Annotated in this window: 14 protein-coding genes; 7 read left to right on the forward strand and 7 right to left on the reverse strand. The window is 73.6% G+C overall.

Going from position 1 to position 17,746, the window contains the following annotated elements; genetic code table 11:
* Positions 1–89 precede the first annotated feature (89 nt).
* The 4 genes from V6U81_RS09055 to V6U81_RS09070 all read right to left on the reverse strand — a co-directional run bounded on the left by V6U81_RS09055 (position 90) and on the right by V6U81_RS09070 (position 7,368).
* Positions 90–2,501 carry a hypothetical protein gene (locus V6U81_RS09055; RefSeq protein ID WP_334486601.1) on the reverse strand — a complete coding sequence of 804 codons (2,412 nt, stop codon included), beginning with the start codon at positions 2,499–2,501 and terminating at the stop codon, positions 90–92.
* Positions 2,498–4,885 carry a hypothetical protein gene (locus V6U81_RS09060; RefSeq protein ID WP_334486605.1) on the reverse strand — a complete coding sequence of 796 codons (2,388 nt, stop codon included), beginning with the start codon at positions 4,883–4,885 and terminating at the stop codon, positions 2,498–2,500. Before V6U81_RS09060 ends, V6U81_RS09055 begins: the two co-directional genes overlap by 4 nt.
* A gap of 5 nt (positions 4,886–4,890) precedes the next feature.
* Positions 4,891–5,916 (reverse strand): glycosyltransferase family 2 protein, encoded by a 1,026-nt coding sequence (locus V6U81_RS09065; RefSeq protein WP_334486608.1) that lies wholly within the window; start codon positions 5,914–5,916, stop codon positions 4,891–4,893.
* A gap of 159 nt (positions 5,917–6,075) precedes the next feature.
* Positions 6,076–7,368, reverse strand: a complete 1,293-nt coding sequence (locus V6U81_RS09070) for an acetyl-CoA C-acetyltransferase (RefSeq protein WP_334486610.1) — start codon at positions 7,366–7,368, stop codon at positions 6,076–6,078.
* Between the two features lie 56 nt (positions 7,369–7,424).
* Between V6U81_RS09070 and V6U81_RS09075 the strand changes: the two genes are divergently transcribed.
* The 3 genes from V6U81_RS09075 to V6U81_RS09085 all read left to right on the forward strand — a co-directional run bounded on the left by V6U81_RS09075 (position 7,425) and on the right by V6U81_RS09085 (position 10,568).
* Positions 7,425–8,810, forward strand: a complete 1,386-nt coding sequence (locus tag V6U81_RS09075; RefSeq protein WP_334486613.1) for a 3-oxoacyl-ACP reductase — start codon at positions 7,425–7,427, stop codon at positions 8,808–8,810.
* 227 nt (positions 8,811–9,037) lie between these two features.
* On the forward strand, positions 9,038–9,865 hold the full coding sequence (locus V6U81_RS09080) for a MaoC/PaaZ C-terminal domain-containing protein (protein ID WP_334486795.1): 828 nt from the start codon (positions 9,038–9,040) through the stop codon (positions 9,863–9,865).
* A gap of 85 nt (positions 9,866–9,950) precedes the next feature.
* Positions 9,951–10,568, forward strand: a complete 618-nt coding sequence (locus V6U81_RS09085; RefSeq protein WP_334486615.1) for a DedA family protein — start codon at positions 9,951–9,953, stop codon at positions 10,566–10,568.
* A 6-nt stretch (positions 10,569–10,574) separates the two neighbouring features.
* On the opposite strand, the gene V6U81_RS09090 is transcribed toward V6U81_RS09085, so the two are convergent.
* Complete coding sequence (locus V6U81_RS09090; protein ID WP_334486618.1) at positions 10,575–11,219, reverse strand: TetR/AcrR family transcriptional regulator; 645 nt, start codon at positions 11,217–11,219, stop codon at positions 10,575–10,577.
* Between the two features lie 78 nt (positions 11,220–11,297).
* On the opposite strand from V6U81_RS09090, the gene V6U81_RS09095 reads away from it, so the two are divergent.
* The 4 genes from V6U81_RS09095 (at position 11,298) to V6U81_RS09110 (ending at position 15,111) form a co-directional block, all read left to right on the forward strand.
* A complete protein-coding gene (locus V6U81_RS09095) occupies positions 11,298–11,750 on the forward strand; it encodes an SCP2 sterol-binding domain-containing protein (protein WP_334486621.1) in 453 nt (150 codons plus the stop codon).
* 1 nt (position 11,751) lies between these two features.
* A complete protein-coding gene (locus V6U81_RS09100) occupies positions 11,752–12,966 on the forward strand; it encodes an acyl-CoA dehydrogenase family protein (protein ID WP_334486624.1) in 1,215 nt (404 codons plus the stop codon).
* Between the two features lie 169 nt (positions 12,967–13,135).
* On the forward strand, positions 13,136–14,701 hold the full coding sequence (locus V6U81_RS09105; RefSeq protein WP_334486626.1) for an AMP-binding protein: 1,566 nt from the start codon (positions 13,136–13,138) through the stop codon (positions 14,699–14,701).
* 2 nt (positions 14,702–14,703) lie between these two features.
* Positions 14,704–15,111, forward strand: coding sequence for a YacL family protein (locus V6U81_RS09110; RefSeq protein WP_334486628.1), 408 nt, complete (start codon positions 14,704–14,706; stop codon positions 15,109–15,111).
* Positions 15,112–15,341: 230 nt separating this feature from the next.
* On the opposite strand, the gene purD is transcribed toward V6U81_RS09110, so the two are convergent.
* Positions 15,342–16,589 (reverse strand): phosphoribosylamine--glycine ligase, encoded by a 1,248-nt coding sequence (purD, locus tag V6U81_RS09115; protein ID WP_334486631.1) that lies wholly within the window; start codon positions 16,587–16,589, stop codon positions 15,342–15,344.
* 91 nt (positions 16,590–16,680) lie between these two features.
* Positions 16,681–17,604 (reverse strand): hypothetical protein, encoded by a 924-nt coding sequence (locus V6U81_RS09120; protein ID WP_334486634.1) that lies wholly within the window; start codon positions 17,602–17,604, stop codon positions 16,681–16,683.
* Positions 17,605–17,746 lie beyond the last annotated feature (142 nt).

The following is a 17,746-nucleotide window of genomic DNA, read 5'->3' on the forward strand; positions in this document are numbered from 1 at the left end:
GAAGGACGATCAGTGCCTTCATCGTCGGGAGGTCGGAACGTGAATGTGAGCTTTTGTGCCTCTTGCCCACCGAAGGTGGACCTGACCGGTCAGGGGCGGTTCAGCTCGTAGATCGTCACCGGGCCGGCGACCAGCCGGACCCGGGCCAGCCCGGCCAGCTCCGGCGAGACCGCGCCGGCCCGGGAGTCGGCGAAGAGCCAGCGGACGTCGTACTCCCGCACCATCCGGTCCAGGTCGGCCGGAGTGGGTGCGGTGAAGACGCCGTCGTTGAACGCGAGCAGCGCGGGGTCGGGCGGGTCCTGCCGGACGTACCCGAGCCCGTAGCGGCCCTGCGCGGCCAGCGCGGCGTCCGTGTAGCCCCAGCTCTCCACCACGGCCCGACGGCCCCCGAGACCGGTCACCCAGAACGCCCGCGCGTCGCAGTGCGCGACGGTCGCCACCGGCTGGCAGTGCACGTTGGTGGCCACCACGTCGTCGGCCCCGGCGTGTGCGTCCAACCAGAGCGCCGCCCGCGCCTCGTCCGCGGTGAGGGCGAACCGCGAGGGATACACCGGCCCGGCGGGCCGGGACAGCAGAGTCACCGTGCTGTCCACGCCGGTGGCCACGCTCCCACCGAGCAGCGCGGCGGTCACGCCCACCAGCGCGGCCGCCACCCACCGCCGGCGACCGGTGGCCCGCTCGCCGGCCGGCGCACCGCTCGGCGCCGCCTCCGCGGCCACGGGCTCCTCGCCGATCCGGGGCGCGCCGACCGGCCGGATCCGGCGGGCCAGGGCGGCGACCCCGACCCCGAGCAGCGCCGCCAGCGCCACGAACACCGCGAAGCGGACCACCGAGTCGGCCAACTTCTCGTTCCAGGCCGCCAGCCGCCGCTCGGGGCGACCGAGGAACGGCACGGCCAGCGTCACCACCGCGCCGGCCAGGGCGGTCACCACCGGCACCGGCCACGGTTGGCGCGCCGCCACCAACCAGCCGGCGGCCAGCAGCGCACCGAACGGGACCACCCCGAGCCAGAAGTAGAGCTGGCTGGCGGTGGGATGGTAGGTGACCCAGGTGGCTCCGGCGCCCGCCAGCACCGCGCCGCCGAGCAGCCAGCCGGCCGGATCCGCGCGGTGCTCCCGGGTGACGAGCAGCGACAACCCGGCCCACCGCGGCGCGTTGGTCAGCACCCACCAGCCGAGCAGCGCGAACCCGAGCAGCCAGCCGACCCGACCGGCGTCGGCGAGGCCGGGTGGCAGCAGTCCGCCCGGGGCGGCCCGGTCACCGGCGCCGAGCGTCTCGGTGTACGGCAGCATGAAGCGGATCACGCCGAACAGTTGCGGGCGCAGCGACGAGGCCCCGCCGCCGGCGAACAGGACGAAGCCGACGCCCATCGCCGCCACGAGGCAGGCCAGCGCCCCGAACGCCGCCCACGGCACCCGGCGCCGCACCCACCAGCCGACCAGCGTGGCCAGCCCCAGGCCGGCGATCACCGGTGGCAGCGCGCTGGACTTCGACCCGGCACAGGCCAGCCCGAGGAGCGGCACCAGCGGCCAGGCCCGCCCGAGACGCTGGTCCCGGACCACGTCGAGGCAGATGCCGGCGAGCAGCAGCATCGGCACCAGCACGTACGTCTGCGAGATGCTGACCAGCGACAGCGGCGAACCACCCGGCGTGCTGACCGGTGAACCGAGGAGCACCGGCAGCCCGAGCAGGCCGCCGGCGGCCGCCACCGGACCGGCCCAGGCGGTCCGGCTGAGGTCGCGGGCCAGCCCGGCGAGGAGCAGGACCGCCGTGGCGGACACCGGCACCAGCCAGAGCCGCAGCAGCACCACGGCGGGCGGAATGCCGGTGATCATGCTGCCCGTGGCGACGTGGGCGTCGGAGAGGTAGTGGTACCGCAGTGCCTCCCCGGCGACGTGCGGCAGCCGGAACGGCATCGACCGGGTCAGCTCCTGCGCGAGGCCGAGGTGGTAGAAGAGGTCCTGGTAGTACGCGGAGGTCGCCGGCGGCAGCGGGACGTGCCGCCACTGCGTCATCGCCCAGCCGAGCACCAGCAGCAGCACCACGCAGATCGCCCAGTGCCAGGCCACCGGGAGCGGCCGGCGCGGGCCGACCCGCCAGTGCCGGCGCAGCCCCGGCACGGCCAGGAAGGCGAGCAGCACGGGCGCCGGCCACCAGCGCAGCAGGGACTGCTGACCGGTGGCGGCGGCGCCGGCCCAGACGACGAGCTCCAGCACCAGGCCGGTGGCCGCGCCGTAGCCGAGGTCCTCGGGCAGGTTGCCCCGCCCGCCGCGCAGCGCCCGGTGCACCAGCGTGCCGGGCAGCACCAGCGCCACCGCCCAGTACGCGGCGAACCGCCAGGCGTCGGCGACCGGCACGTCACCGCGGTCCCAGGCGACCAGGACGGCGACCAGGACGATCACCCAGGGCAGGGCGGACGCCGCGAGGCGCAGCGCGCCGACCCGGCTGGGAGCGGGCCGCTCCGACACGTGGTCCTCCACGGCGGCGCCTGGGGCGGTCACCGGCGGATCTCGAAGACGGTGACGTCGTACGAGACGAACCGGGGGGTCGCGTACCGGGCCAGGTCGGGGTTGACGCCCGGCTCCACGGCGACCAGCCAACGGATCCCGTGGTTCTCGGCCAGCGCGGCGACGTTCACCTCGGTCGGCGCGGTGAAGACCGCGTCGTTGTGGCTCAGCCGCTGCGGGTCCCAGTACGGGCTGCCGCCGAGGTGGTCGTAGATGGTGCGGTCGGTCAGCGCCTGCTCGACGTACGCCCAGCCCTCGACCAGCACCCGCCGCTCCGAGTACGCAGCCAGCCAGAAGTCGCGGTTGTCGCAGAGCGGACGGGCGGGGAACCGGCAGTGGCGGTTGGTGGCGACCAGGTCGCCCGGGTCGGAATGCTCCCGTAGCCAGCGGGCCGCCTCGATGCCGCCCACCGGGATGCTGGGCTCGGACACGGTCAGGTCCCGCAGCGGCGCACCCGAGGAGACCAGCTCCGTCATGTACCGCAACTGACCCGAGTCGCTGACGGCGGAGGTCGCGGCGAAGAGCACCACCACCGCGGCCACCCCGGCCGACGGCGCGAGCCGAACCAGCCGGGCGAGGACGAGCAGCACCACCCCGAGCGCCACCAGCACCGCCACCAGGGCGAGGTACGGCTCGACCACCCCCTCCAGCAGGTGCAGGCCGGCCGGGCGGTACCGGCCCGCCCCGTTCCGGACCACGAACACGGCCGACACCCCGAGCGCGGCGGCCAGCGCCAGCAGCCCGACGAGGGCGACCCGGGCGCCGCGGCGCAGCTCCGCCGCGCGGGGCAGCAGGCTGGCCAGCCCCAGTGCGGCCAGCATCGCGAGGTACGGGCGGGCCGTCCGACCGAAGTAGATCTCGCTCAGCCCGGGATGGCCGAACGTGTACATCGCGCCGATCCCCGCCGCGGCGAAGCCGGCCATGAACAGCACGGCCGGATCGGAGAGCCAACGCCGGCGCAGCACCCCGACGATGCCGACCAGGCCGAAGGCGCAGGCCAGCAGGGAGATCAGGGCGAGCGTCCCGAGTGCGGACCAGGGCTCGGTCGGCATCGGCGCGCCGAGGACGAGCCCTCCCACCATGCTCCACCTGACCACCGAGAGCGGGGCGACCTCGGTGCCGTAGCTGCCGCCGTTGAAGAGCACGTACTGGGCGAAGGCGAACCAGGCCAGCACGATCGCGAGCGCGGACAGGGTGCGCAGCCGCCGCCGGCGGGTGACCAGTTGCCCGACCAACGCGAGGAGCAGCCCGCAGGCCAGGGCGGGCACGAAGGTGGCCTTGGCCCCGGCGACGGCACCGACCAGCAGCACCAGGGCGGCCCAGCCGCCGACCGGGGCGGCGGCCTCGCGGAGCAGCCGGGCCAGCACCAGCAGGACGGCCAGGGCCAGCGTCGCGGCCATGGTCTGGGTCGGGCTGAGCCAGAACGTGTCGAGCAGCGTGGCGTCGAAGACCGGCGCGGAGGTCCAGGCGTACGGGACGGTCGCGGTGCCGAGGTAGAGCAGGAGCAGCGCCACCGGGCCGGGCCACCACCGCCCGCTGATCGCCCGCAGCACGCCCACCACCAGCACCAGGAACGCGGCGACGATCGGCAGTACCAGGAGCCGCAGGATCAGCACCTGCGGTTCGATGCCGGTGATCCAGCTCGACGCGGCGGCGTGCGCGTGTGCGTACCAGTGGTACTGGAGCGCCTCGGTCGCCACGTACGGCGCGGTGGGTCGCATGTGGTGCCTGAACTCGCCGACCAGCGCGATCTGGAACGGCAGGTCGACGTTGGGGGTGAGGGAGGCCGGGCCGGTCAGCGCCTCGGTCCGGAAGAACAACGCCGAGCGGGCCAGCATGAACAGGGCGAAGCCGGCGAGCGCCCAGCTGACCCCGAGGGGGAGCCGCTCGGGTCCGCCCCGCCAGTGCCGGCGCAGCCGGGGCACGGCGAGGAACGCGACGACCGTGAGCGCCGGCCAGCCCAGCACGGCCAGCGGCACGTCGACGGCGCGGGCCGGGATGTATACCGCCAGCTCGACGGCGAGCCCCAGGGCGAAGCCCGCCGCCACGTCGACGGCGAGGGTGCCGGAGCGCCCGTGCAGGGCGCGCCACAGCAGGGTGCCGGGCAGGGCCACGCAGCCGACGGTGTAGCCGGCGAAGAGGGCGATGTCCTTGCCGGAGACGCCGTACCAGTTCAGGACGACCGCGGTGGCGGCGAGCACCAGGGCGGTCGGCAGCCAGCCGCCGATCCGGGGGAATCGCCGTCGGCGCGGCGGCGTGGTCGGTTCGGGCGCGGCAGCACCGTCAGGGGCGGCCGGGACGCCGTCCGCAAGGTCGGAAGTTCCATCGCTGTCCATGGTGGACGGTGCCGCGTCCACCGCGTTGTGCAGCTCCAGCATCCGGCTCAGCCGCTGACGGGAACGCCCGGCCGGTCGGCGGAGACCGCCGGGTCCGCCGAATCGGCCACCACCAGTGGCTCCGCCAGCTCACCGGGCGACTCCACGGAGTCGAAGCCGATGTGGAAGGTCGGCCGGTTCTGCACGGTCGCGTAGATCCGTCCGACGTACTCCCCGAGCAGGCCGAGGCAGATCAGCTGCACCCCGCTGAGCAGGAGCACCGCCACGAACATCGAGGTCCAGCCGGGGATCGCGGTGCCGGTGGCGTACGCGGTCATGCCGAAGGCGATCAGCGCCAGGCAGGCCACGAAGCTGGTCACCCCGAGCCAGGTGGCGACCCGCAGCGGGGCGGCCGAGAAGTTGGCGGTGCTGTCCCAGGCCAGGGCCACCATCTTGCGCAGCGGGTACTTCGTGTCGCCGGCGGCGCGTGCCTCCCGGACGTAGCTGACCTCGGCGCTGGGGAAGCCCAGCGAGGGGATCAGCAGCCGGTAGACCGGCGCGCGCTCGGGCAGCCGGCGCAGCACCTCGACGACGTCCCTGCTGAGCAGCCGGAAGTCGCCGGCCTGGGCGGGCATGTCCCCGCCGACCAGCCGGCGCATCAGCCAGTAGTAGCCGCGGGCGGTGTTCCGCTTGAAGACGGTGTCGGTGCTGCGGTCGGAGCGGACGCCGTAGACCACGTCGACGCCGTCCACCCGGGCCACCCGGAGCATCTCGGCGATGGTCTCCGGCGGGTCCTGGAGGTCCGCGTCGATGCTGACCACCCAGCGGCCGCGGGACCGGTGCAGGCCGGCGGTCAGCGCCGCCTGGTGCCCGCTGTTGCGGCGCAACTGGATCAGGCGCAGCTGCGGCCACTGGCGCGCGTGGGCACTGACCAGGCCGGCCGTGCCGTCCCGGCTGCCGTCGTCGACGGCCACCACCTCGTACTCGACGTCGAGGGCGTCGAGTACCGGCCGCAGCCGGGCGACGAGGGCTCCGATGACCGCCGTCTCGTTGTACATGGGAACGACCACGGAGAGCGTGATCGGTCCGGACATGGTTGATCCCATCGTTGCCGGCCCCGTCCCGGACGCAGAGAATCTGTAACGCTGTTCGACTGAGAAACGCTACACGGGACCGACGCCCGACGCGAGGGACCACACTTCCGTGCCGAGGTCTCCGACCGGTCAGCCGCGGGTGAACTATCGGTTGACGGTTCAGCGCTCCAGGATCGCGGTCACCCCTTGGCCGCCGGCCGCGCAGATCGAGATCAGGCCCCGACCGCCACCGGACTCGGCGAGCAGCTTGGCCAGCGTGGCCACGATCCGCCCACCGGTGGCGGCGAACGGGTGGCCGGCGGCGAGTGAGGAACCGTTGACGTTCAGCTTCTCCCGGTCGATCGACCCGAGCGGGGCGTCCAGGCCGAGCCGCTCCTTGCAGAACTCCGGCGACTCCCAGGCGGCGAGGGTGGCCAGCACCTGGGAGGCGAACGCCTCGTGGATCTCGTAGTAGTCGAAGTCCTGAAGGGTCAGCCCGGCCCGGGCCAGCATCCGGGGCACCGCGTACGCGGGCGCCATCAGCAGACCCTCGTCGCCGTGCACGAAGTCGACGGCGGCCGTCTCGGACCAGGAGAACCAGGCCAGCACGGGCAGGTGGTGCTCGCGCGCCCACTCCTCGCTGGCCAGCAGCACGGTCGAGGCGCCGTCGGTGAGCGGGGAGGAGTTGCCGGCGGTCATGGTGGCCCGCTCGGCGTCCGGGCCCTTCGTGCCGAAGACCGGCTTGAGCGAGGCGAGCTTCTCCGGGCTGGTGTCCGGCCGGAGGTTCTGGTCCCGGGTCAGCCCGAGGTACGGCGTCATCAGGTCGTCGAAGAAGCCCCGGTCGTACGCGGCGGCGAGCCGCTGGTGCGAGCGCAGCGCCAGGTCGTCCTGGGCGGCCCGGTCGACGTTCCAGCGCACGGCGGTGCGGGCGGCGTGCTCGCCCATGGAGAGCCCGGTGCGCGGTTCGGCGTTGCGCGGGATCTCCGGCTGGAACGGCTGGAGCGGGCGCAGCTTGGCCGCGACCTTCAGCCGCTCGCCGAGGGTGCGGGCGGAGTTGAGCTTCAGCAGGGTGCGGCGCATCTCCTCGTTGACCGCGAGGGGGGCGTCGGAGGTGCTGTCGACGCCGGCGGCGATGCCCACGTCGAGCTGCCCGAGGGCGATCTTGTTGGCGACCAGGATGGCCGCCTCGAGGCCGGTGCCGCAGGCCTGCTGGATGTCGTACGCCGGGGTGTGCGGGTCGAGCCGGGAGCCGAGCACCACCTCGCGGGCCAGGTTGAAGTCCTTGGAGTGCTTGAGCACCGCGCCGGCCACCACCTCGCCGACCCGCTGGCCGGCCAGCCCGAACCGGGCGATCAGCCCGTCCAGGGCCGCGCCGAGCAGGTCGGCGTTGGACGCGCTGGCGTACCGCGAGTTGGACCGGGCGAAGGGGATGCGGTTGCCGCCGATGACCGCGACCCGCCGGATGCTCTGCACGATCCCGCCTCCGTTTCAGGGCTTGCCCACAACCTACTGGCCAGTAGGCTACGCCTATGACCGACAGGTACGCGAGCTTCGTCCAATCGGGGGCCGGCCGCGCGCTGGTCAAGCGCCTCGGGCTACCCGACCCGCCGCGACTGCGCCGGCACACCCCCGGCGACCCGCTGCTGCCCGGGCCGGTCCTGCTGGGAGCGGCGACCGGGGGCCGGCTCGCCGAGCCGGTCGGCAAGATCCTGACCGCCGCCGGGGTCGAGCTGCGCGACCCCGCCGCCGACATCGACCCCACCGCCCGGTTCGGCGCCCTGGTGTACGACGCCACCGGCGTCACCGACTCCACCGGCCTGCGCCAGCTCTACGACTTCTTCCACCCGTACGCCCGCACGGTCCTGCCCAGCGGCCGGGTGGTCGTACTCGGCACCCCGCCGGCGGAGTGCGGCTCCCCCCGGGAGGCCACCGCACAGCGGGCTCTGGAGGGGCTGACCCGCAGCATCGGCAAGGAGTTCGGCCGGGGCGTCACCGCCCAGCTGGTGTACGTCACGAAGGAGGCCGGTAACGCCTCGGACGGCCCGGACCTCTCAGCCGGCACCCTCACCAGCCTCGAATCGACCCTCCGTTTTCTTCTCTCGGGCCGCTCCGCGTACGTCTCCGGGCAGGTGGTCCGGGTGGGCGCCGGTCACGCGGCGGCGCCGGCGGACTGGGACCGGCCGCTGGACGGCCAGGTCGTGCTGGTCACCGGGGCGGCCCGGGGCATCGGCGCCGCGCTGGCCCGGGTGCTGGCCCGCGACGGCGCCCAGGTCGTCGCCCTGGACATCCCGGCGGCCGGCGACGAGCTGGCCACGGTGGTCAACGAGATCGGCGGCAGCGCCGTGCAGCTCGACCTGACCACCCCGGACGCCCCGACCCGGCTCGCCGAGCACCTCGCCGCCCGGCACGGCCGGGTCGACGTGGTGGTGCACAACGCCGGCATCACCCGGGACAAGACCCTCGGCCGGATGGATGCCGACCGCTGGGACCAGGTGATCGACGTCAACCTCTCCAGCCAGGAACGGATCAACGACGTACTGCTGGAGCGCGACCTGATCCCGGCCGGCGGCCGGATCGTCTCGGTCTCGTCCATCGCCGGGATCGCCGGCAACCGCGGGCAGACCAACTACGCCACCAGCAAGGCCGGCGTGATCGGGCTGGTCGACTCGCTCGCCCCGGCGCTGCGTGGGCGCGGGATCAGCGTCAACGCCGTCGCGCCCGGGTTCATCGAGACCCGGCTGACCGCACGGATCCCGCTGGCGCTGCGCGAGGCGGGCCGCCGGATGAACAGCATGTCGCAGGGCGGGCTGCCGGTGGACGTGGCCGAGACCATCGGCTGGCTGGCCTGGCCGGCCAGCGGCGCGGTCAGCGGCAACGTGGTCCGGGTCTGCGGCCAGAGCCTGCTGGGGGCGTGATGGCGCGGCGGAAGGAACGACCGGAGGACGCCTCGACCGAGGACCTCTCCGTCCACGAGCTGATCGACGGGCCGACGGAGGTCATCTCGCCGGCGCAGCTGGCCGCCGTCCGCGCGACCGGCCCGTCGGGGTACGACGCGAGCACCGAGGCCACCCACGACCTGTCGCGGTACGCCACGGACGAGCCGGCCGCCCCGGGGAGACGGGCCCGGCTGGAGCTGTCCCGGATGCCGGCGCAGGGGGCGCTCTACCGGCGGGCGCTGCGCGACGCGGTGCCGGTGATCGGCCGGTCCCGCCGCCCGGACGCGCCGCCGCAGGTCGAGCTGGCGGTCGCCGGGGCCACCGTCGACCGGGCGCACCTGGCCGACTACGACCGGGTCTGCGGCTTCCGGCTCGCCGACCGGCTGCCCGCCACGTATCCGCACGTCATGGGCTTCCCACTGGCGCTGCGGCTGATGACCACGCCGGAGTTCCCCATCCCGCTGACCGGGGTGGTGCACGTGGGCAACCGGATCACCGTGCACCGCCCGATCGAGGCCGACGAGGCGCTGGACTTCGTCACCTACGCGGAGCACCTGCGCCCGCACGAGCGTGGGCGGCAGATCGACGTCGTCCTGGTCGGGTCGGTCGACGGTGAGGAGGTCTGGCGCGGCGTCTCGACGTACCTCGGGAAGGAGCGCACGCCCGGCGGCGGCGCCCGGCGCGACCCGGGTGACCGGCCCGCGCCGCCGGCCGCCTCCGCCCGGTGGCGGGTCGAGCCCCGGGTGGGTACGGACTACGCCCGGGTCTCCGGCGACCACAACCCGATCCACACCTCGAAGCTCGGGGCCCGGCTGCTCGGCTTCCCCCGCCCGATCGCGCACGGGATGTGGAGCAAGGCCCGCTGCCTGGCCGCGCTGGAGAGCCGGCTGCCGGACGCCTACACCGTCGACGTGGCGTTCAAGCTGCCGGTGCCGCTGCCCACCACGGTCGCCTTCAGCGCCACCCCGGGCTGGGACTTCGCGCTGCACGACGCCCGGACCGGCCGGCCGCACCTGGTCGGCACGATCCGCTGACGGCGGGGTGCCGGGGCGGCGTCCCCGGCACCCGTTCTGCCCGGATGCGCCTCCCGCCGAGGGTCGGTCACCGGAGCATGAGGGCATGCAGTCGGTGCTCGACCTGCTTCACCACACCGTCACCTCGCCGTGGGTGTACCTGGTGATCTTCGTGGTGACCGCGGTCGACGCCTTCTTCCCGGTGGTGCCGGGCGAGACGGTGGTGATCACCGCCGGGGTGTTCGCCGCGGCCGGCGAGCCGAACCTGGTCGCGGTGATCGTGGTGGCCGCGGTCGGCGCGCTCGCCGGCGACCACGTCTCGTACGGCATCGGCCGGGGCGGCGGCGCGCACCGGCTGGCCCGGCTGCCGGCGGAGAGCCGCCGCCGAACCGGGTCGGACTGGGCCCGGCGGGCGGTGGACCGGCGGGGCGGCTCGATCCTCACCACGTCGCGGTACGTGCCGGGTGGCCGCACCGCGGTCACCCTGACCATGGGTGCCGTCCGGTACCCGCTGTCCCGCTTCCTCTTCTTCGACGCGGTGGCCACCGGCAGCTGGGCGATCTACTGCGGGCTGCTCGGCTACTTCGGCGGCCTGGCCTTCGAGCACGATCCGGGCCGCGCGCTGCTGGTCGGCGTCGGGCTCTCCCTCGCCGTCACCGGCCTGCTGGAGCTGGGCCGGTGGCTGCGTCGCCGGGCGCACCGGCGGGCCGCCGCCCGCCGCTGAAGCTGATCAGGCCGGCGGGGTGGGCGGGCGCCAGGTGGCGCCGCGCAGCAGTTGGCCGGCGCCGAGCCAGGCCGCGTTCATCATCCGGGTGGCGGTCTTCTCCGGGTCGGCCTCCGGATGGTCGGCGAGCCAGTCCGCGAGGGACTCGGTCGCCCCGACCAGGGCGTACGCGACGACCTCCAGCTCGGTCTCGCCCACCTCGCGCCCCTCGGCGCGCAGCGCGTGGTCCAGCATCCCGGCCACCACCTCGACCAGCCGGGCGCGCATCGCGGCCAGCTCGCCGGCGAACGGCTGGGAGCCGCGGGCCTGCCGGTAGAGCACCGCCCAGCCGTCCCGGTGAGCGCCGACGAAGCCGAAGAAGGCGCGCAGCCCGCGCCAGAGCCGTTCGTCCGCGGGCAGGTCCGGGGCGGCGGCCCCGGCGATGGCCTCCATCATCCGGGTGCCCTCACGGTGCAGGCAGGCGACGAAGAGCTCCTCCTTCGTGCCGAGGTACGCGTAGACCATCGGCTTGGAGATGCCGGCGTCCTCGGCGATCTCGTCCATGCTCGCGGCGTGGAAGCCGCGTCGGGAGAAGACCTTGACGGCCGCGTCGAGCATCTGCTGCTCGCGTACGGCCCGGGGCAGGCGCTTGAAGGTCGGTGTGCTGGACACTCTTGCGAGCATACCTACTCGTGCGTAAGGTTACGCCCGAGTAACCAAAGTCGGCCCGCCCGAGAGGTGCATCCCCCAATGACTGACTTCGACCCGGCCAACTTCGGCAACGTCGGCCCCAAGGAATTCGCCCAGCTGGTCAAGTCCACCCCCGACGACAAGATCGCCGAGGTCATGTCCGGCGACCTGCGCGGCAAGATCCTGAGCACGGTCTTCGGCCGGATGCCGGAGCTGTTCCGCCCCGACCGGGCCGGCTCGACCAACGCGGTGATCCACTGGAACATCACCGGTCGCCCCGACGGTGGCACCGACACCTACGAGATCGCCATCGCCGACGGCAAGTGCGTCGTCAACGAGACTCCGCAGCACGACCCGAAGCTCAGCCTCACCATGGGCCCGGTCGAATTCCTGAAGATCGTCTCCGGTGGCGGTAACCCGGTGATGATGTTCATGACCGGCAAGCTGAAGGCCAAGGGCGACCTGGGCCTGGCCGCCAACATCGCCAACCTGTTCGACATCCCCAAGGCCTGACGTGGCCGAGTTCTCGCTCGACCTGAACGAGGAACAGCGGGATCTACGCGACTGGGTGCACGGCTTCGCAGCCGAGGTCGTGCGCCCGGCCGCGGCCGAGTGGGACGCCCGGGAGGAAACCCCGTGGCCGGTCATCCAGGAAGCGGCGAAGGTCGGCCTCTACGGCTTCGAGTTCCTCGCCACCTGCTGGGCCGACCCCACCGGCCTCTCCCTGCCGATCGCCAGCGAGGAACTCTTCTGGGGTGACGCCGGCATCGGTCTGGGCATCTTCGGCACCTCCCTCGCGGTAGCCGCCATCTACGGCGCGGGCACCCCCGACCAGATGGTCGAATGGGTGCCGCAGTGCTTCGGCGACGTCGACCAGCCCGCCGTCGCCGCCTTCTGCACCAGCGAGCCGGAGGCCGGCTCCGACGTCGGCGCGATGCGTACCCGGGCCGTCTACGACGAGGCCACCGACGAGTGGGTGCTGCGCGGGCAGAAGGCGTACGCCACCAACGGCGGGATCGCCGGGGTGCACGTGGTCACCGCCTCCGTCGAGCCGTCGCTCGGGTCCCGGGGGCAGGCCGCTTTCGTCGTACCGCCGGGGACCGCGGGGCTCACCGCCACCCGCAAACTGCGCAAGCTCGGGCTGCGCGCGTCGCACACCGCCGACGTCTTCCTCGACGACGTCCGGGTGCCCGGGCGCTGCCTGCTCGGCGGCCGGGACGCCCTCCTGGAACGCCTCGACCGGGCCCGCTCCGGCCGGCGCGCCTCCGGGCAGGCCGCGATGCGCACCTTCGAGCTCTCCCGCCCCACCGTCGGCGCGCAGGCGCTCGGCGTGGCCCGCGCCGCCTACGAGTACGCCCTGGACTACGCCAAGGACCGGGTCCAGTTCGGACGGCCGATCATCGAGAACCAGGCGGTGGCGTTCGCGCTCGCCGACATGCGGACCGAGATCGACGCCGCCCGGCTGCTGGTCTGGCGGGCCTCCTGGATGGGCCGCAACAACCGGCCCTTCACCGCCGGGGAGGGCTCGATGTCCAAGCTCAAGGCGGGCGAGGTGGCCGTCTCGGTCACCGAGAAGGCCGTCCAGCTGCTCGGCGGGGCCGGCTTCCTGCGCGACCATCCGGTCGAGCGCTGGTACCGGGACGCGAAGATCTACACCATCTTCGAGGGCACCTCCGAGATCCAGCGGCTGGTCATCTCCCGGGCCATCTCCGGGATGCAGATCCGCTGACCGTCACCCTCGGTGCCGGCACCCTCCACCCCGGGTGCCGGACGGGGTGGCCCGGCAGACACCGGCTGGGCTCAGGCAGGCATCCGGTGCATGATCGAAAGGTGACGCCCCGGTGAAGGGGCCCCGGTGGGGGCCCCTTCACCGCACCCCCCAGAAGGAGGCCCGCCGCATGGACCTGCCGTTCGTCGTGGCCACGCTGACCCGACGCGGGTTGCTCACCCCGGGCCGACCGATCCGGGTCGCCTCCCAGCTCGGGGCGCTGCGCAAGTGGGGCTGGAGCCTCGCCGGCGAGCTGCGCCAGGCCGCCGCCCGCGACCCCGGCCGGGTCGCAGTCGTCGACGACCAGGGCGCGGAGACGAGCTACCAGGAACTGCTCGACCGCGCCGAACGGCTGGCCCGGGCCATGCGTACGGCCCTCGGCGTACAGCCCGGCGACCGGATCGGGGTGCTCTGCCGCAACCACCGTGGACTGATCGAGGCGGTCGTCGCCGCCACCGTCCTCGGCGCGGACGCGGTGCTGGTCAACACCGGCCTCTCCGCCGCCCAGCTCACCACCGTCGCCGAGGAGCAACGGCTGCGGGTGCTGGTGCACGACGCCGAGTTCGCCGAGCGGATCCTCGGCCTCCCCGCCGACGTGCAGCGGGTGGACGAGCGCGGCCACGAGGAGCTGATCGCGGGGGCGCTCCCCGGCGAGGAACTGCAACCACCCGAGCGCGACGGCCGGACCATCGTGCTCACCTCCGGCACCACCGGCACCCCGAAGGGCGCCCGCCGCCCCACCCCGAACGGCTTCGGCCCGCTGGTGTCCATCATCGACCGGATCCCGCTGCACACCCGGGACACGGTGCTGATCGCCGCGCCGCTCTTCCACACCTGGGGGTACGCCGCCCTCCAGGTCGCCTTCGCGCTGCGCGCCACCATCGTGCTGCACCACCGCTTCGACCCGGCGGCCACGCTGGCCGCGCTCGTGACCCACCAGTGCCAGGCGCTCTTCGCCGTACCGGTGATGCTGCAGCGGCTGCTCGACGTGCCGCCGCCCGACCCGCTGCCCCCGCTGAAGGTCGTCGCGGTGAGCGGCTCGGCGCTGCCCGGCGGGCTCGCGCCCCGCTTCATGGACGTCTACGGCGACGTGGTCTACAACCTGTACGGCTCGACGGAGGTCTCCTGGGCGTCCATCGCCACCCCGGCCGACCTGCGCGAGGCGCCCACCACCGCCGGCCGGCCGCCGCACGGCACCCGGCTGGAGATCCTCGACGCCGACGGCCAGCCGGTGCCCGACGGCCGGGTCGGCCGGATCCTCGTCGGCAACGAGATGCTCTTCGAGGGCTACACCTCCGGTGCCCGGCGGGAGACCCACGACGGGCTGCTCGACACCGGCGACCTCGGCCGGATCAACGCCGACGGGCTGCTCTTCGTCGACGGCCGGGCCGACGACATGATCGTCTCCGGGGGCGAGAACGTATTTCCGTCCGAGGTGGAGGATCTGCTCTCCCGCCTCCCCCAGGTCCGCGAGGCCGCCGTCATCGGGGTGCCCGACCCCGAGTACGGCCAGCGGCTCGCCGCCTTCCTCGGCCTGCACCCCAACGAGACCCTCGACCCGGAGGCGGTCCGCGAGTACGTCCGGCACTACCTGGCCCGCTTCTCGGTGCCCCGCGACGTGATCTTCGTGAAGTACCTGCCGCGAAACGCCACCGGCAAGGTGCTCAGCCGGGAACTGCGCCGGTACTACGGTTGACCATGCGCTTCTTCACCGACCGGCACGGGTTCCCCGGTTACGAGTCCGACGAGCCACGCCACACGGCGCTCGGCGTCTGGTTCCAGATGGAGCTGCGGAACTCGCCGTACCAGTGCCTGGACCTGCTCGCGATCCTGGACGACGTGGCCGCCGGCCGGGCCGACGAGCGCGAGTGGGACGGCGAGGCGTTCCTGGTGACCGTCACCCGGCCCGGCGTGACGGTGCGCAACACCATCCTCCCCGACCAGCACGGCAGGTACGAACTGACCGAGGTGCGGAGGCTGGCGGAGGAGTACTGGGAGTATCTCTCCGACCAGCCCCGACCCCGACTGGCCTTCGACCTCGCCGACTGGGAGCGCACCTGGTCCCGGACGCATCCCTGCCGGGGCCGGCTCTTCCCAGCGGTTTGACCGCGGTGGGCGGGGCAAGCTCCCGCCGGCCGTGCCGCAACAGCTTGACCAGGGCCGTCGACGTCAGGTCGTCGGCCATGTGCCAGTCGCCGCAGAGCAGGTACCCCCTCCGGCGCAGCGGTTCCAGCCGCGCCACGACGTATTCGCGGGAGCCCTCGAGGCGGCAGGCGATCCCGCCACATCCTCGCCCTCACCGCTGAAACGGAGGCGATGGCGTCGGAGGTTGCCGGTCAGTCCGGAAGGGCGATCCGGCCCTCGACCGCCGCGGCGGCGATGTCGGTGCGGTGGTGCGAGCCGGCCAGCTCGACGCCGCGTACCAGAGCGTAGGCGGCGTCCCGCGCGGCGGCGAGATCCGGGCCGGTGGCCGTACCGCAGACGACCCGGCCCCCGGCGGAGAGCAGGGTGCCGTCGGCCCGGCGGGCGGTGCCGGCGTGGATGATCCCCGCGCGGTCCGCGCCGGTGATCACGTCACCGGTATGCGGCGACGCCGGGTAGCCCTCGGCGGCCACCACCACCGTCACGGCCGCGCCGTCGTGCCAGCGCAGTGGCGGGTGCGCGGCCAGCGTGCCGGTCGCCGCGGCGTGCAGCAGACCGGCCAGCGGGGTCTCCAGCAGGGCGAGGACGACCTGCGTCTCCGGGTCGCCGAAGCGGGCGTTGAACTCGATCACCCGGGGGCCGGCGACGGTGAGCGCCAGGCCGACGTAGAGCAGGCCGGCGAACGGGGTGCCCCGACGGCGCATCTCGGCCAGCGTCGGGTGCACGACGTCGCGCATCACCTCGTCGATCAGATCCGGCGGGGCCCAGGGCAGTGGCGCGTACGCCCCCATGCCGCCGGTGTTCGGGCCGGAGTCGCCGTCGCCGGCCCGCTTGAAGTCCTGCGCGGGCAGCAGCGGCACCGCCGCCTCGCCGTCGGTCACCACGAACAGGGAGACCTCCGGGCCGGCGAGGTACTCCTCGATCACCACCCGGCCGCACTCGCGCGCGTGCTCCAGGGCGATCTGCCGGTCGTCGGCGACCACCACGCCCTTGCCGGCGGCCAGCCCGTCGTTCTTCACCACGAACGGGGGGCCGAACTCGTCCAGGGCCCGGCCGGCGCTCTCCGAATCGGTGCAGGTGAAAGCCCGCGCGGTCGGTACGCCGGCAGCGGTCATGATCTCCTTGGCGAAGGCCTTGGAGCCCTCCAGGCGGGCCGCCTCGGCGGACGGCCCGAAGGCCGGGATGCCCTTGGCACGGACCGCGTCCGCCACGCCCGCGACCAGCGGCGCCTCCGGCCCGATCACCACCAGGTCGGCGCCCACCTCCACGGCCAGCGCCGCCACCGCCGACGGATCGGCGGGAGCGACCCCCCGCAGCTCGGCGAGCGAAGCGATACCGGGATTCCCCGGCGCCGCCACCAACGCCTCCACCGAGGGATCACCGGCAAGTCCCAGCGCGAGCGCATGCTCCCGCCCACCACCACCCACAAGAAGAACCCGCACGACCCCGGATCCTACCGACCCCATCCTCCACCCCCGTTGATCATGAGGTTAGCGGCAGCATCTGAGATCGACTTCGCCGTCAACCTCATGATCAACGTGTGGTGGCGGCCGTTATCGCCTGGCGGACGGTCCAGGGGATGTAGTGGGGGTCCAGGGTGTCCTGCCAGGTGAAGCGGAGGATGGCCCAGCCTGCGTTGGCCAGGCGGTTCTGTCTGCGACGGTCGGCGAAGACCGCGTCCGGGGTGTCGTGGGCGGCCCGGCCGTCGGCTTCGGCGATGATCTTGGGGCCACGCCAGCCGAGATCCCCGATGCCGAGCAGATAGCCGTCGGCGTCGCGCACCTCGAGTTGCAGGACGTCGGGCGGAATCCTGCCGTCGACGCAACGCAGTCTGGTGCGGGTCTCCAGTGGCGACTGAGCCCGGCCGTCCGCCTCGGTCAGATAGCCGCGGGCCGCCACCGCACCGCGCCGCCTCCGGACGAGTGCGGGGACCAACGACAGGTCGTCCTCGGTGAGGAGGCGACGGTTCAGCGCGGAGTCGAGCACGGAGACCGCCGGATAGCGCGGCGCCCTCAGGATGATGTCGACGACCGTCCGCAGCGGGGAGGTTGCCGCTATCCCCCGCACCGGCACCACCGAGCCGGCGGGCCGGTCGAGCTGATGCAGCACGATGGCCGGATCCTGCACCCGCGTCGCCCTCGCCGCCCGTCCGGGCAGCGCTATGTGAATCTCCTCCGTCCGCGGGAGACCCGCAATGCCGTGCAGTTCCGCGGCGGTGCCCAGGACGGCGCGAGCCGAGGACCCCAGGGACAGGACGGCAGCACGGATACGGCTACGGCGGGCCACGGGAGCCCGGGAATCGATGAGGTACACCGCCCGGGCGAGGGGCCGCCAGCGACCGAAGGTGACCAGGTTGTCGATCTCATGCCGGCCGAACCCGAGCTGGAGCGCCTGAGCCCGGGTCACCACCCCGTCCTGAGCCCTGGCGATACGCCCGAGAAGCGTCCCCCGTTCCATCGCTCACACGATGCAGGACGCCCGCCTCGCCCCATACCCCCTGTGGAAAACCCCGCCCACCCTGTGGACAACACACGCTGACCCCGTTCGTTGATCATGAGGTTAGCGGCAGTTCAGGCGATCAACTTCGCCGTCAACCTCA

It is taken from the genome of Micromonospora lacuserhaii, from assembly GCF_036902735.1.
GTDB lineage: Bacteria > Actinomycetota > Actinomycetes > Mycobacteriales > Micromonosporaceae > Micromonospora.